Source organism: Inhella inkyongensis, assembly GCF_005952805.1.
Lineage (GTDB): Bacteria > Pseudomonadota > Gammaproteobacteria > Burkholderiales > Burkholderiaceae_C > Inhella > Inhella inkyongensis.
The window spans coordinates 2,883,102-2,897,376 of record NZ_CP040709.1; the positions used below are offsets into that span (position 1 = coordinate 2,883,102).

Annotated in this window: 15 protein-coding genes and 1 tRNA gene; 6 read left to right on the forward strand and 10 right to left on the reverse strand. The window is 64.3% G+C overall.

The window, feature by feature from the left end; genetic code table 11:
* Positions 1 to 14 precede the first annotated feature (14 nt).
* Genes pssA through FF090_RS13670 form a run of 4 tightly spaced genes read right to left on the reverse strand, consistent with a single transcriptional unit; the run spans position 15 to position 4,195 of the window.
* Positions 15 to 848, reverse strand: a complete 834-nt coding sequence (gene pssA, locus FF090_RS13655) for a CDP-diacylglycerol--serine O-phosphatidyltransferase (RefSeq protein WP_138857244.1) — start codon at positions 846 to 848, stop codon at positions 15 to 17.
* 25 nt (positions 849 to 873) lie between these two features.
* A complete protein-coding gene (gene ilvC / locus FF090_RS13660; RefSeq protein ID WP_138857245.1) occupies positions 874 to 1,890 on the reverse strand; it encodes a ketol-acid reductoisomerase in 1,017 nt (338 codons plus the stop codon).
* 22 nt (positions 1,891 to 1,912) lie between these two features.
* Positions 1,913 to 2,404, reverse strand: coding sequence for an acetolactate synthase small subunit (gene ilvN / locus FF090_RS13665; protein ID WP_138857246.1), 492 nt, complete (start codon positions 2,402 to 2,404; stop codon positions 1,913 to 1,915).
* Between the two features lie 9 nt (positions 2,405 to 2,413).
* Complete coding sequence (locus FF090_RS13670) at positions 2,414 to 4,195, reverse strand: acetolactate synthase 3 catalytic subunit (RefSeq protein ID WP_138857247.1); 1,782 nt, start codon at positions 4,193 to 4,195, stop codon at positions 2,414 to 2,416.
* A gap of 215 nt (positions 4,196 to 4,410) precedes the next feature.
* On the opposite strand from FF090_RS13670, the gene FF090_RS13675 reads away from it, so the two are divergent.
* From FF090_RS13675 to FF090_RS13690, 4 genes are read left to right on the forward strand one after another with little or no spacing between them, the layout of a single operon-like run.
* Positions 4,411 to 4,977 carry an RNA polymerase sigma factor gene (locus FF090_RS13675; RefSeq protein ID WP_138858397.1) on the forward strand — a complete coding sequence of 189 codons (567 nt, stop codon included), beginning with the start codon at positions 4,411 to 4,413 and terminating at the stop codon, positions 4,975 to 4,977.
* Positions 4,974 to 5,441 carry a DUF3619 family protein gene (locus tag FF090_RS13680; RefSeq protein WP_138857248.1) on the forward strand — a complete coding sequence of 156 codons (468 nt, stop codon included), beginning with the start codon at positions 4,974 to 4,976 and terminating at the stop codon, positions 5,439 to 5,441. The genes FF090_RS13675 and FF090_RS13680 overlap by 4 nt, the downstream gene beginning before the upstream one ends.
* The gene (locus FF090_RS19300) at positions 5,438 to 6,049 is read left to right on the forward strand and encodes a DUF3106 domain-containing protein (protein ID WP_259372622.1); all 612 of its coding nucleotides are present in this window, start codon (positions 5,438 to 5,440) and stop codon (positions 6,047 to 6,049) included. The genes FF090_RS13680 and FF090_RS19300 overlap by 4 nt, the downstream gene beginning before the upstream one ends.
* Before the next feature lie 32 nt (positions 6,050 to 6,081).
* Complete coding sequence (locus FF090_RS13690) at positions 6,082 to 6,570, forward strand: RDD family protein (RefSeq protein WP_246071424.1); 489 nt, start codon at positions 6,082 to 6,084, stop codon at positions 6,568 to 6,570.
* On the opposite strand, the gene FF090_RS13695 is transcribed toward FF090_RS13690, so the two are convergent.
* The 3 genes from FF090_RS13695 to ppa all read right to left on the reverse strand — a co-directional run bounded on the left by FF090_RS13695 (position 6,567) and on the right by ppa (position 9,196).
* Positions 6,567 to 6,905 (reverse strand): P-II family nitrogen regulator, encoded by a 339-nt coding sequence (locus FF090_RS13695; RefSeq protein ID WP_138857251.1) that lies wholly within the window; start codon positions 6,903 to 6,905, stop codon positions 6,567 to 6,569. The genes FF090_RS13690 and FF090_RS13695 overlap by 4 nt on opposite strands.
* A gap of 27 nt (positions 6,906 to 6,932) precedes the next feature.
* The gene (locus FF090_RS13700; RefSeq protein WP_138857252.1) at positions 6,933 to 8,582 is read right to left on the reverse strand and encodes an NAD+ synthase; all 1,650 of its coding nucleotides are present in this window, start codon (positions 8,580 to 8,582) and stop codon (positions 6,933 to 6,935) included.
* A 74-nt stretch (positions 8,583 to 8,656) separates the two neighbouring features.
* A complete protein-coding gene (gene ppa, locus FF090_RS13705) occupies positions 8,657 to 9,196 on the reverse strand; it encodes an inorganic diphosphatase (RefSeq protein WP_138857253.1) in 540 nt (179 codons plus the stop codon).
* 216 nt (positions 9,197 to 9,412) lie between these two features.
* Between ppa and FF090_RS13710 the strand changes: the two genes are divergently transcribed.
* Both FF090_RS13710 and FF090_RS13715 read left to right on the forward strand, forming a co-directional pair.
* Positions 9,413 to 11,587: a sodium-translocating pyrophosphatase gene (locus tag FF090_RS13710; protein WP_138857254.1), complete on the forward strand. Its 2,175-nt coding sequence runs from the start codon at positions 9,413 to 9,415 to the stop codon at positions 11,585 to 11,587.
* 116 nt (positions 11,588 to 11,703) lie between these two features.
* Positions 11,704 to 12,573 carry a J domain-containing protein gene (locus tag FF090_RS13715; RefSeq protein WP_138857255.1) on the forward strand — a complete coding sequence of 290 codons (870 nt, stop codon included), beginning with the start codon at positions 11,704 to 11,706 and terminating at the stop codon, positions 12,571 to 12,573.
* Here the strand turns inward: FF090_RS13715 and FF090_RS13720 are convergent.
* The 3 genes from FF090_RS13720 to FF090_RS13730 all read right to left on the reverse strand — a co-directional run bounded on the left by FF090_RS13720 (position 12,528) and on the right by FF090_RS13730 (position 14,253).
* Positions 12,528 to 13,676 carry a GNAT family N-acetyltransferase gene (locus FF090_RS13720; protein ID WP_246071579.1) on the reverse strand — a complete coding sequence of 383 codons (1,149 nt, stop codon included), beginning with the start codon at positions 13,674 to 13,676 and terminating at the stop codon, positions 12,528 to 12,530. The two genes, FF090_RS13715 and FF090_RS13720, sit on opposite strands and share 46 nt — an antisense overlap.
* A 74-nt stretch (positions 13,677 to 13,750) precedes the next feature.
* A tRNA-Pro gene (locus FF090_RS13725) sits at positions 13,751 to 13,827 on the reverse strand.
* Between the two features lie 36 nt (positions 13,828 to 13,863).
* The gene (locus FF090_RS13730; protein WP_138857256.1) at positions 13,864 to 14,253 is read right to left on the reverse strand and encodes a MerR family transcriptional regulator; all 390 of its coding nucleotides are present in this window, start codon (positions 14,251 to 14,253) and stop codon (positions 13,864 to 13,866) included.
* Between the last annotated feature and the right edge of the window lie 22 nt (positions 14,254 to 14,275).

Sequence of the window (14,275 nt, forward strand, 5' to 3'; positions counted from 1 at the left end):
GACGCCATGCTTCGTCAACCGTGCAGGCCCGCTTCGTCAGGCTCGTCGGTGGAAGTTGCGATCAGACTGGCGTGTCGCCCCTTCCACCTGCGCCGCCCATACTCCACATACCCCGACAGGCTGTAGCAACAGAACAGCGCGAACAAAGCGATCGGCGGATGGCTGGACACCAGCGCGATCAAGAGCACGAGCGCCACCAGCAACGCAAAGGGCACGGAGCGCTTGAGGCTGAAATCCTTGAAGCTGTAGAACGGCGCGTTGGTCACCATCGTCAGCCCGGCATACAGCGTGATGAAGACCATCACCCCGCTCAGCCAGGGGTGGGTCTGGGGGCCCCAGCCGGCATCCACCGCCAGCCAGATCGAGCCCGCCACCAAGGCCGCCGCGGCCGGGCTGGGCAGGCCTTGGAAGAAGCGCCTATCGATGATGCCGATATTGGTGTTGAAGCGTGCCAGTCGCAGCGCCGCACAGGCGCAGTAGACAAAGGCTGCGATCCAGCCGAGCTTGCCCAAGTCCCGCAAAGCCCATTCATAGGCCACCAGGGCCGGGGCAGCGCCAAAGCTGACCATGTCCGAGAGGCTGTCCATCTGCTCGCCAAAGGCCGACTGGGTGCCGGTCATGCGCGCCACGCGGCCGTCCAGGCTGTCGAGCACCATGGCGCAAAAGATACCAATGGCCGCATTCTCAAACCGCCCGTTCATGGCCATGACGATGGCATAGAAGCCCCCGAACAAGGCCGCCAGGGTGAACAGATTGGGCAAAACATAAAGCCCCTTGCGCGGCTTGCGCGCAGGGGCTTCATGCGGATCGAGCTCGGAGTCGGGGAAGTCGTTGGGGGCTTCGTTCATCCGTGCATTATCGAGAGACGGGGGCTCAGTTCTTGCTCTTGTCCACCATCTTGTTGGCCTTGATCCACGGCATCATGTCGCGGAGCTTCTCGCCCACGACTTCGATCGGGTGCTCGGCCATCAGGCGGCGGCGGCTGATCAAGGTCGGAGCGCCAGCCTGGTTTTCCAGGATGAAGCTCTTGGCGTATTCGCCAGTCTGAATCCGGCGCAGCGCCTCCTTCATGGCCGCCTTGCTTTGCGCCGTGATCACCTCAGGGCCGGTCACATACTCGCCGTACTCTGCGTTGTTCGAGATCGAATAGTTCATGTTGGCGATGCCGCCTTCATAGATCAGGTCGACGATCAGCTTGAGTTCGTGCAGGCACTCGAAATAGGCCATCTCGGGTGCATAGCCAGCCTCGGTCAGGGTCTCGAAACCAGCCTTGATCAGTTCCACTGCGCCACCACACAGCACGGCCTGCTCGCCGAACAGATCGGTCTCGGTCTCCTCGCGGAACGTGGTCTGGATGATGCCGGCCTTGCCGCCGCCATTGGCCGAGGCATAGGACAGCGCCAGATCGCGCGCCCGGCCAGTGGCATCGGCATGCACGGCGATCAGGTGCGGCACACCCCCGCCCTGCTTGTAGGTATTGCGCACGGTGTGCCCCGGGGCCTTGGGGGCGACCATCCAGACATCCAGGTCCGCCCGCGGCTGCACCTGGCCATAGTGGACATTGAAGCCGTGCGCGAACGCCAGCGAAGCCCCCTTGCGGATGTTGGGCTCAATGTCCTCGCGGTAGACCTTGGCAATCTGCTCATCGGGCAGCAGCACCATCACCACATCGGCCGCCTTCACGGCCTCAGCCACCTCGGCCACCTTCAGGCCAGCACCTTCGGCCTTGGCCCAGCTTGGGCCGCCACGACGCACGCCCACGGTCACTTTGACCCCGCTCTCGTGCAGGTTCAGCGCGTGCGCATGCCCTTGGGAGCCATAGCCAATGATGGCCACCTGCTTGCCTTTGATGAGGGAGAGGTCGGCGTCTTTGTCGTAATACACATTCATTTCAAGTCTCCAGATCAAGGGCTTAGACACGCAACACGCGGTCACCACGGCCAATGCCGCTGGCGCCGGTGCGCACGGTTTCAAGAATGGCGGTACGGTCCACCGCCTCAAGGAAGGCATCGAGCTTGGGCGCATCACCCGTCAACTCGATGGTGTAAGTCTTCTCGGTCACATCGACGATGCGGCCGCGAAAGATGTCAGCGGTGCGCTTGAGCTCCTCACGCTCCTTGCCCACCGCGCGCAGCTTCACCAGCATCAGTTCGCGCTCAATGAACTGGGCCTCGGTCAAATCCACCACCTTGACCACCTCGATGAGGCGGTTCAAGTGTTTGGTGATCTGCTCCAGCACCTCGTCCGAACCCGTGGTGGTGATGGTCATGCGCGAGAGCGAGGCATCTTCGGTTGGCGCCACCGACAGCGACTCGATGTTGTAGCCCCGCGCCGAGAACAGCGCCACCACCCGCGACAGCGCGCCAGGCTCGTTCTCCAACAGGACGGCAATGATGTGTCTCATGTCGCCCCCTCAGAGATCTTCCGAGCCCAGGAGCATCTCAGTGATGCCCTTGCCCGCCTGCACCATGGGCCAGACGTTTTCGCTGGGGTCGGTGCGGATGTCCAAAAACACGGTGCGGTCCTTGAGGCGAATCGCCTCCTTCAAGGCGGCCTCCACTTCGCTGGGGTGCTCCACCCGAATGCCCACATGGCCATAGGCCTCGGCCAGCTTCACAAAGTCCGGCAGCGCATCCATATAGCTGTGGCTATAGCGCCCGCCGTAATCAAGCTGCTGCCACTGGCGCACCATGCCCAGGTAGCGGTTGTTGAGCGCAATGATCTTGACCGGCGTCTTGTACTGCAAGCAGGTCGAGAGCTCTTGAATACACATTTGGATCGAGCCCTCTCCGGTGATGCAAAACACATCTGAATCCGGCTTGGCCAGCTTGATGCCCATGGCATAGGGCAGACCCACGCCCATGGTGCCCAGGCCACCGCTGTTGATCCAACGCCGCGGCGCATCAAAGCGGAAGTACTGCGCCGCCCACATCTGGTGCTGCCCCACATCCGACGTGACATAGCAATCGCTATCGCGCGTCAGCTCCCAGAGCTTTTCCACCACCGCCTGCGGTTTGATGAGGGTGTCGCTGGGCTTGTAGGCCAGGCATTCCCGGGCGCGCCACTCGCGAATTTGGCGCCACCAGGCATTGAGATGCTCCGGCTGAGGTCGCTCACGCGCCTCCTTGATCTGATGGATCAGCTCCTGCAGCACCTCTTTCACATCTCCGACGATAGGGATGTCGACCTTGACGCGCTTGGAGATCGAACTGGGATCGATGTCCACATGAATGATCTTGCGCGCCACTTGGCCGAAGTGCTTGGGGTTGCCGATCACCCGATCATCAAAGCGCGCGCCCACGGCCAACAGCACATCACAGTGCTGCATGGTCATATTGGCCTCGTAGGTGCCGTGCATCCCAAGCATGCCCAAGAAGCGCGGATCCGTCCCCGGCATCGCCCCCAAACCCATCAAGGTGTTCGTGCAGGGGAAGCCGAGCAGGTCAACCAACTCCCGCAGTTCGGCGGTCGCCTCGCCCAGGATCACGCCGCCGCCCGTGTAGATGTAAGGGCGCTGAGCACTCATCAGGAGCTGCACCGCCTTGCGAATTTGACCCGGGTGCCCCTTCTTCACCGGCTGATAGCTGCGCATGTGCAGCGTGGCCGGGTACTCAAACGCCGTCTTGTGCAGCGACACGTCTTTGGGGATGTCCACCACCACCGGCCCAGGGCGCCCGGTGCGGGCGATGTGGAAGGCCTTCTTCATCGTCAGCGCCAGGTCTTTGACGTCCTTGACGAGAAAGTTGTGCTTGACCACCGGCCGGGTGATGCCCACCGTGTCGCATTCCTGGAAGGCATCCAGGCCGATGGCTGCGGTGGGCACCTGCCCGGTCACGATCACCATCGGGATCGAGTCCATATAGGCCGTGGCAATGCCCGTGATGGCATTCGTCACCCCCGGACCTGAGGTCACCAGGGCAACGCCCACTTCTCCGGTGGCCCTTGCATAGCCATCGGCCGCATGGATGGCCGCCTGTTCGTGGCGCACCAGCACATGCTGAATGGTTTGTTGTTTGTAGAGCGCGTCGTAGATGTAGAGCACGGCACCGCCGGGATAGCCCCACAAATACTTGACACCTTCTTGCTGCAGGCAGCGCACCATGATTTCGGCGCCCATCAGCTCCTGCCCCGACGCTTCTGGCCCCTCGGCCGGCGCGGTCGTGCGCGCCTTGCTTTCCGCATTCACAGCGGTCATATCAACCTCCTGGGTTTCCACCTGGAAAACTCATCGGTTCCCCTCCTCGCGTCCTTGTGAGACGGGCTTGGGATCGCTTGGCACCCGGCCGCCAGGGACCGGGAGTGAGGCCATTATCAGCAGCGTTCATGCGCGCGCCGTCCCGACTGACTTCTCCAATCGCGAAGCCTGCGCGTCACTGATAATCCGCGCCCCTTTGCCCCGGCGTGGCGGATTTGGCTTCCGATACCGAACTCAACGACTTCCTGCGTTCCATCGAGCGGCGTGCCTTCAAACGCACCGCATACATGGTGCGTGACGACGATGCCGCACTGGACATCGTGCAGGACGCCATGATCCGCCTGGCTCAGCATTACGCGCACCGTCCGGCCGAGGAATTGCCGCTGCTGTTCCAGCGCATCCTCTCCAACGCCACCATGGACTGGTTCCGGCGCCAAAAAGTGCGCAAGGCCGTCATGGTCAATCTGTCAGACTTCGAGGGCGACGACCCCGACGATGGTTTTGACTTGCTGGGGGCCATCACCGGCGGGGATGGCGCGTTGGGTGCCCTGAGCGCCGCGGATGAAGTGGAAAAGGCCGAAATACTGGCCCTGATTGATGAAGAAGTGCAGAAGTTGCCCACGCGTCAACGCGAAGCCTTCATGCTGCGTTACTGGGAAGAATTCGATGTTGCTGAGACCGCCAGCGCCATGGGCTGTTCCGAAGGCAGTGTGAAAACACATTGCTCCAGAGCCGTTCACGCGTTGGCCAAAGCATTGACCGCACGGGGAATCCGACCATGAAGCCGAACCAGACCCAAACCAGCCACGAACAGGCCATTGACCGCCTGGGCGCCGCTTTGGCCAAACCGCTTCAACAACAGGCCGACACCCTTGCCCCGGAAATCACGGCGCGGCTGGAGGCAGCGCGACAGCAGGCACTTGCGGCCGCTCGCGCCACGCGCGAAGCCAGCGCGGTGCAGGTCAGCGGCCTGGGCCAGGCCGCCCTCAGCGGCCCTGGCGGCAAGCGCCGCCTCGGCTTGGCGTGGATCCCTGCCTTGGCCTTGGTGCTGGGCTTGGCCTTGCTGTCGCAAGGTCAATGGTTGCAGCAAGTCCTGGGTCTTGGCGAAGTCGATACCCAGTTGCTGAAAGATCAGCTGCCGCCCAATGCCTACGGCGATCCGGGATTCAACGAGTACTTGGACGAAGAGGAGCCGAAAGATCCGGCCGCCGAACCGCCCGCAGACGAAGTGGATTCCGGCGCATGAGGGCTTTAACAGCCCTGACGCTGTCCGCTTGCTGTGCTTTCGGCGGCGCATCTCTGGGCTGGGCACAGGAACCCACACCGCCGCTCGCGGCCGCCAGCCGCCCTTGGTCCGCCCTCAGGGCCGACCAGCGAGAGATCTTGAAAACCCTGGGCTCCCAGTGGCAGCAGTTGGACGCCTCCGATCAAGAAAAGTGGCTGACCGTGGCCGCGCGCTACCCCAAGCTTGAGGCCGAGGAGCAGCAGCGACTGCAGGCACGGATGGCGCAATGGGCGCAAATGTCGCCCGCCCAACGCACGCAGGTGCGCATCGGCTGGCAAGACGCGCAGCGCGTCAAACCCCAAGAACGACAGGCCAAGTGGGAGCGCTACCAAGCACTCACCGAGGAGCAACGCGAAGCGCTCAAACTCCGGGCCAGCCAGCGACCCGCGCGTCTGATCGTGCCCGCTGCGGGGCAATCCTTGCCGCCGCTGATGGCACAGGCCCGGGCCGGGGTCAGCACCATCACGCCGGGGTCTCGCTCGGCGCCCTCCCCCCTGCATCCCCTGCCCTTGTCACGCCTGGATCCGCAGACTCTGCTGCCCAAGTCGGGCACTCCCCACAAGCAATGAGCGAAAAGAATGTTGGGGGGACAGCCACACCGATGGCACCGCCCTTGCGCCGCCGCTTGGCTGCCCTGCTGTACGAAGGCTTGCTGGTCTTCGGCCTATTGATGGCTGGCGGCTTTGCCCACTACGCCATCACTCGCAGCAGCTTTGATCCTCAGCACAGCAATGCCAGTGGTTGGGTCGCCTTGGCGGTGCTGACCGCCTACTTTGGTGCCTGCTGGACCCGCGGCCAAACGCTGGCCATGAAGACCTGGTTCATCAGTGTGATCGACCGCCAGCACGGCGGCCCACCCGGTTGGCCGCGCGCCCTGCTGCGCTTTGCCCTGGCCTGGCTGCTGGTGCTGCCGGCACTCGGACTTCTGTACGCGCTGGGCCTGGGTCAAGAGCGCAAGCTGATCTACCTCGGCGTGACGCTGAATGTACTGGTGTACGCAGGCCTGAGTTGGCTGCTACCCGGGCGCCAGTTTCTGCATGACTGGCTGGCCGGAACGGCCCTGATCGATCAGCGAAATAACGCGGCTTAAATCGCCGCGTCGTCCGTCTCGCCGGTGCGGATGCGCACCACTTGCTCGATGGCGGTCACAAAAATCTTGCCGTCGCCGATCTTGCCCGTCTTGGCGGCGCGCAAGATGGCATCAATGCAGCGATCCACGTCCTCGTCCTTGACCACCACTTCGACCTTGATCTTGGGCAGGAAGTCCACCACGTACTCCGCGCCGCGATAAAGCTCGGTGTGGCCCTTTTGGCGCCCAAAGCCCTTGACCTCGGTCACCGTCAGACCTGACACCCCCAGCTCCGCCAGACCCTCGCGCACTTCGTCGAGCTTGAAGGGTTTGATGACGGCGGTGATCTGCTTCATGGGGGAGTCTCCAGGGTTTCGAAGGATTTAAGCACGGAAGCGGTTGGTGATTGGGTAGCGCCAATCGCGACCAAAACTGCGGTGCGTGATGCGAATGCCGATTGGCGCTTGGCGGCGTTTGTACTCGCTGAGCTTGATCAGCTTTGTGACGCGCTCGACCGCCTCAGGCGCGAAGCCTTCGGCCAGCAGTTGCTCCACCGACGCGTCCTCTTCCATATAGCGCGCCAGGATGGCGTCCAGCACCGCATAGGGCGGCAGGCTGTCCTCGTCCTTCTGGTCGGGCCGTAGCTCGGCTGACGGGGGCCGCTCGATGATGCGCAGCGGAATCACCTCTTGTTCACGATTGCGCCAGCGCGCCAGCCGGAATACCAGGGTCTTGGCCACGTCTTTGATGACCGCGAACCCCCCGGCCATGTCGCCATAGAGCGTGCAGTAGCCGGTGGCCATCTCGCTCTTGTTGCCCGTCGTCAGCACCAGAGAACCAAACTTGTTGGACAGCGCCATCAACAATGTGCCGCGGATGCGGGCCTGGAGGTTCTCTTCCGTGGTGTCGGCCGTACGGCCCGCAAACAAGGGCGCCAGGGCGGCGTTGAAGTCGGCGAACAGCGGACTGATGCCGATTTCGTCATAGCGCACGCCCAGCCGCTCGGCCATGTCGCGCGCATCGATCCAAGAGATGTCGGCCGTATAGGGCGAGGGCATCATCACCGCCCTCACCTTGTCGGCACCCAGGGCGTCCACCGCGATGGCCAGCACCAGGGCGGAGTCAATGCCGCCGGACAGACCAATGACCACCCCGGGGAAGCCATTCTTACCAATGTAATCACGCACACCGCAGACCAAGGCCTGCCAGACCTGCGCCTCCAGCTCCGGCAGCGGGGCCAGCGGTCCCCGCGGCTGCGGGTCTAAGTCCACCAGCAACAGGTCTTCCTGGAACAGAGGCGCGCGCGCCGCGATACCGCCCTGCGCGTCCAACGCAAAGGAAGCGCCGTCAAACACGACCTCGTCCTGCCCGCCACAGAGATGGGCATAAAGCAAGGGCAGTCCATGACGAGTCGCCGCTTGCGCCATGCGGGCCTCACGCTCCGCCGTCTTGCCCATGTGGAAGGGCGAGGCATTGATGACCGCCAAGATCTCCGCCCCGGCGGCATGCGCGGCGTCGACCGGCTCATCGAACCAAGCGTCTTCACAGATCAGCAGACCCAGCTTGCGTCCAGCCACTTCAAAAACCAGGGGGCCCAGGCCGGCCTCGCGCCCGCTGCGAAAGTAGCGCCGCTCGTCAAACACTTGGTAGTTGGGCAGTTCGCGCTTGGCGTAGCGGCCCAGTTCCTGGCCATCGCGCAGCACCACCGCGCCATTCAGGCAAGGCGCAGCCTGGCGCGAGCGCCCGCGCTCGATGCCTTCCAGGGCCAGCGGCAAACCCACTACCACGGTCAATCCAGGGCAGACGCGCAGCGCCTCGCGCAAGTCGGCCAAGGAAGATTCGCAGGCCTCCAGAAACGCCGGCCGCAACAGCAAGTCCTCAGGCGGATAGCCGCACAGCGCGAGCTCAGGCGTCAGCAACAAATGCGCGCCGTCCGCATGGGCCGCCTGAGCGACCGCCAGGATGCGGCGGGCATTGCCGGCCAAGTCGCCGACCGTGACATTGATCTGGCCCAGCGCAACGCGAAGACTCATCGGACTCAAGCTCCAAATAAAAAAGGGCGGCCGAAGCCGCCCGCATCATGCCCTGGGGTTCAGGCCTTGAGGGTTCAAGCCTTGTTCTTGGCAGCCCAAGCCGCCATACCGTTCTTGACTTCCTCGATGGCGCCAGCCGGGCCTTCCCAACCCTGCACCTTGACCCACTTGCCCTCTTCCAGATCCTTGTAGTGCTCGAAGAAGTGTTGGATCGCCTTCAGGCGCATGGGGTTCAGGTCCTCATGCGTCTTCCACTGCGAGTAGATGGGCAGGATCTTGTCGGTCGGCACGGCGAGCAGCTTGCTGTCGCCACCGGCCTCGTCTTCCATCTTCAGGATGCCCAAGGGGCGGCAGGTGACCACCACGCCCGGGATCAGCGGCACCGGGGTGATCACCAGCACATCCACCGGATCCCCATCGTCGGCCAGGGTCTGCGGGATGTAGCCGTAATTGCAGGGGTAGTGCATGGCCGTGCCCATGAAGCGGTCCACGAACAGCGCACCGGTTTCTTCATCGACCTCGTACTTGATCGGGTCCCCGTTCATCGGAATCTCGATGATGACGTTGAACTGTTCGGGCGCCTTCGCGCCAGGGGTCACGTTGTGCAGACTCATGAATGCGGCTCCTGGGAAAACCCGCATTCTAGGCACCCCAAGGAGGCGGCCCAGTCACTTGCTATCGATCAAACAAGGGGTTTGGAGAGGCGAACTAACCCTGAGCTCTCTGGTTATCCCCCGGCATCCGCCCTGCCAAGCCTGCCTAGCATCCGCGCGCGGCACCGACTGGAGGGTCGGCGCCCTTTCTGTTCGGCTTGAATTGGAGTGGACCGCATGACAACCGAGATGGCGCTTTATGTGGCGCTGGCCTGCGGCGTGGCCGCAGTGCTGTATGGATTCATCCAGCGCAGCTGGATCCTGGCCCAAGACGCGGGCAATGCCCGGATGCAGGAGATCGCTGTCGCGATCCAGCAGGGTGCGGCGGCCTATCTGGGCCGCCAGTACCGCACCATCGCCGTCGTCGGCGTGGTGCTGGCCGTTCTGATCGCCTATTTCCTGGGCCTGAAGACCGCCGCTGGCTTTGTCGTCGGCGCTGTGCTGTCCGGGGCCTGCGGCTTCATCGGCATGAATGTGTCGGTCAGCGCCAATGTGCGCACGGCGCAAGCGGCCACCAAGGGCATTGGCGCCGCGCTGGATGTGGCCTTCAAGGGCGGCGCCATCACCGGCATGCTGGTGGTGGGCCTGGGCCTGCTGGGCGTGGCCGGCTTCTACATGGCCATCGGCGGGGGCTCCAGCAGCGAGGCCCTCAAGCCCATGCTCGGCCTGGCCTTTGGTTCGAGCCTGATTTCGATCTTTGCGCGCTTGGGCGGTGGCATCTTCACCAAGGGCGCAGACGTGGGCGCCGACCTGGTTGGCAAGGTGGAAGCTGGCATTCCCGAGGACGACCCCCGCAACCCGGCCGTCATTGCCGACAACGTGGGCGACAACGTGGGCGACTGCGCCGGCATGGCCGCCGACCTGTTCGAGACCTATGCGGTGACCCTGATTGCCGCCATGGCGCTGGGTGCCCTGATGCTGGGCGGCAACTCGACGCTGAGTGGGGTGATCTACCCGCTGGCCCTGGGGGGCGTTTCCATCATCGCTTCCATTGTGGGCTGCATGTTCGTCAAGGCCAGCCCGGGCATGAAGAACGTGATGCCGGCGCTCTACAAGGGCCTGATCGTCTCGGGCGTGTTGAGCCTGGTGGCCTTCTACTTCGTCACCACCGCGATGTTCCCCGGCGCCATCACCCTGGCCCACGGCGGCAGCACCAGCGCCATGGCGCTGTTCGGTGCCTGCGCGGTGGGTCTGGTGCTGACGGCCGCCATGGTGTGGATCACCGAGTACTACACCGGCACGCAGTACCACCCGGTGCAGCATGTCGCGCAGGCCAGCACCACCGGCCACGGCACCAATGTGATTGCCGGTCTGGGCGTTTCGATGAAGTCCACGGCCTGGCCGGTGCTCTTCGTCTGCGCGGCCATCTATGCGGCCTATCACCTGGCGGGTCTGTACGGCATCGCGGTGGCTGCTACCTCCATGCTGAGCATGGCCGGCATCGTGGTGGCGCTGGACGCCTACGGCCCCATCACCGACAACGCCGGTGGCATTGCCGAAATGGCCGAACTGCCGGCCAGCGTGCGCGATGTGACCGACCCGCTGGACGCCGTGGGCAACACCACCAAAGCCGTGACCAAGGGCTACGCCATCGGCTCCGCCGGCCTGGCCGCCCTGGTGCTGTTCGCCGACTACACCCACGCACTGAGCGCACGCGGCATGGCGGTGAGCTTTGACCTGAGCGACCACAAGGTGATCCTGGGCCTCTTCATCGGCGGCCTGATCCCCTACCTGTTCGGCGCCATGGCCATGGAGGCCGTGGGCCGCGCCGCCGGTGCCGTGGTGGTGGAAGTGCGCAAGCAGTTCGCCGACGGCGCCATCATGGCCGGCCAGCGCAAGCCCGACTACAGCGCCGCCGTGGACATGCTGACCACCGCCGCGATCAAGGAAATGATCGTGCCCTCGCTGCTGCCGGTGGTTGCCCCCATCGTGGTCGGCCTGCTGCTCGGACCGGCCGCGCTGGGTGGCCTCCTGATGGGCACCATCGTCACCGGCCTGTTCGTCGGCATCTCGATGTGCACCGGCGGTGGCGCCTGGGACAACGCCAAGAAGCTGATCGAAGAAGGCTTCACCGACGACAAGGGTGTGCTGCACAAGAAGGGCTCCGAGGCGCACAAGGCCGCCGTCACTGGCGACACCGTGGGCGACCCCTACAAGGACACGGCCGGCCCGGCCGTCAACCCGCTGATCAAGATCATCAACATCGTGGCCTTGTTGATCGTGCCGCTGTTGCCAATGACTGCCAGCACGCAAGTTCCGGCCGCCGCACCCGAAGCGGCGCCGACCGCTCAGGTCCAACCTGCAGCAGAGGCGCCCAGCCTCCCGGCATCGGAGGCGGCCTCGGCCCCTTGAGGCCCCCCAGCGTACGGAAAGCCCGCTTCGGCGGGCTTTTTTCATGGCCGGATTCGGGCCCAATGGGGCAAGCCCGGGCCTGTGAGTGCCGCGCCCCCGCGCACAATTGGGTTCTGATGTCTGCGCGCCCACGTTCCTTGCTCGACCCTGCCCTGTGGCGCCTGGAGGCCGCACGGCGGCAGCGCCAGCTGCAAGAGTTGCAGCAGCACCTGCAAACGCTGGAGGCGGAGTTCGAACAGCTGCGGCAACAGATCCAGGCCTTTGTTGAGCGCTATCAGGCCCAGCTCGAGGCGGACTGGCAGCATGTCGAAGCCCTGCAGGCCGCCCTGCATCAAGCCCTGGATCAGCTTTGTGGTGAAGCCCTGGTACGCCCCGCCTTGCGCCGCCACAGCCCCCTGCCTCAATTGCCGCAGGCCGTCGTGTGGCCCGCCCCCCCCAGCGACGACATCACCCGCGTCACGCCCAGCCTCAAAGACTTGCATCGCCGCGCAGCCATGCGCCTGCACCCAGATCGCGCGCAGAGCGAAGCCGACCGCTTGGTGCGCGAGGACCGCATGCGGGCCGCCAACATCGCCTATCAGGATCAAGATCGGCCTGCTCTGGAGGCCCTGCTGCTGGCAGCCGGGGAGTCTGCGGCACGGCTGGGTGGCTTTGATGTGCAAGCCCAATGGCACTGGCTGGAGCGCTGCGAGGCCCTGGCGCAGGGGCGTCTGCGGGTGCTCAAGGCGCACCGGGTGGCCCTGCAGCAGCACCCCATGTTTCAACTGGCCCAGGCCGTGGAACGCGCCGAGGCGCGCGGGCTGCGCCCCTTGGACATCATGGCGACGCGCCTGCGCGCGCAGCAGCGCGAACTGCAGCAGCAGCTCTACATCGGGGCGCGACTACAACCCAGCAGCGCGCTGGCCCAGCACTTTGTGGCGCAATGGCGCGAGCGCCTGGGTCAGCCTGCCCTGAAGGGCGCGTGCGCCAACAGCTCCTCCTCATAGGCCGCCACCGCCGCTTGCTCTTCCTCGCCAAATGACTGCAGGGCCGCAGCGAAACGCGGATCGTGCAAGGCATGCAGGCTGAAGGTGCTGACCGGCATGAAGCCCCGCGCCAACTTGTGCGCACCCTGGGCCCCGCCCTCAAAGCGGTGCAAGCCGCGCTGCAAAGCCCACTCCAGCGGGGCGTAGTAGCAGAGCTCAAAGTGCAGAAACGGCACGCTGTGCAGGGCGCCCCAGTGACGACCGTACAAGACGCCCTGATCTTCAACCAACAAGGCGCAAGCGATCGTCTGATCGGCCAGCCATGCACGTGCCAGCCACCAGTCCGATCGCGTGCGCTGGAAAAACTCGGGGGTCAGATAGGGCTGTTGCCCGCGCTCCCCATAGGTCTGTGCGTAGCAGCGATAGGCCCAGGCCCACTCCTGCGGACTGGCCTGAGCCCCCGCCAAAAAGTCGACGCGCACGCCGGCCTCACGAACGCGCCGACGCTCCTGGAGGATCTTCTTGCGCTTGTCCGCGCGCAGCGCGCCCAGAAAGTCGTCCATGCTGTGCCAGGCCGCATCACGCTGCCAATGGAATTGCGACTGCTGGCGTCGCACCCACCCCGAGGCGCCATGCGCAAGCTGATCCGCCAACTGGGCCGCGCGCGCATCGGCCGGGCTGCCGAAGAGTAAATGGGTGCCACTCAATCCCTGCTGCCCGGCCCAGTCCTGAACCGCCCACAGCAACTCGCCGCGCACGCCTTCGTCAGTAGCCAAGAGGCGACTGCCGGGCACCGGCGTGAATGGCAAGGCGAGAACCAGCTTGGGGTAATAAGCCAAGCCATGGTGCTGATAGGCCCGCGCCCAGGCCTGATCGAAGACGAACTCGCCCCAGGAATGGGACTTCAACCAACCCGCACAGGCCGCTTTCAGTTCGCCCTGCTCGCGCAAAACAAAAAGACGCAGCCGCCAGCCCGCTTCTGGTGCAGCACACCCCGTTTCGACCCAGGCCTGCAGCCAGCGCGCGCTGGAAAAGACCGTTGGGGCATCCTGCGTGACCAGCAGAGCATCCCACGCCTGCGCAAGCCCGTCGGGCCAATGATCAAGGACCTCCAACTGCATCACGTTCGCCAAGAAGAGCAGATCAGAAAAGCAAAAGGCCCGGCTCTTTGCAGAACCGGGCCTTGGCCTTTTACCTATGGTCGGGGTGGCGGGATTCGAACTCGCGACCCCTTGCACCCCATGCAAGTGCGCTACCAGGCTGCGCTACACCCCGACGAAGCCTTAGACTATAGCGCATATTTCAGCGATTTCACTCAACTTCGAGGCTGTCGCGCAATTTTTCCAATTCCGCGCGCAAAGTCTCCAGGCTCATTGGTCCATCCGGCAAGCGTTCGCCCAATACGCCAGCCACATGGATGCCTTGCGCACCTGAGCTGGGCTGCGGCGGGCTCAGTTCGCCCAACTGATTGCGAGCCCCGCTGATGGTGAAACCCTGGTCGTAGAGCAGATCGCGAATGCGACGGATCAACAGCACTTCATGGTGCTGGTAATAGCGCCGGTTGCCCCGGCGCTTTTGCGGTCGCAACTGACTGAACTCCTGCTCCCAGTAGCGCAGCACATAGGGCTTCACACCACAGAGCTCGCTGACCTCACCGATGGTGAAGTAGCGCTTGGCAGGAATGGGGGGCAGTGCGGACATGGTGGATCAGCGAGGCAGCCGC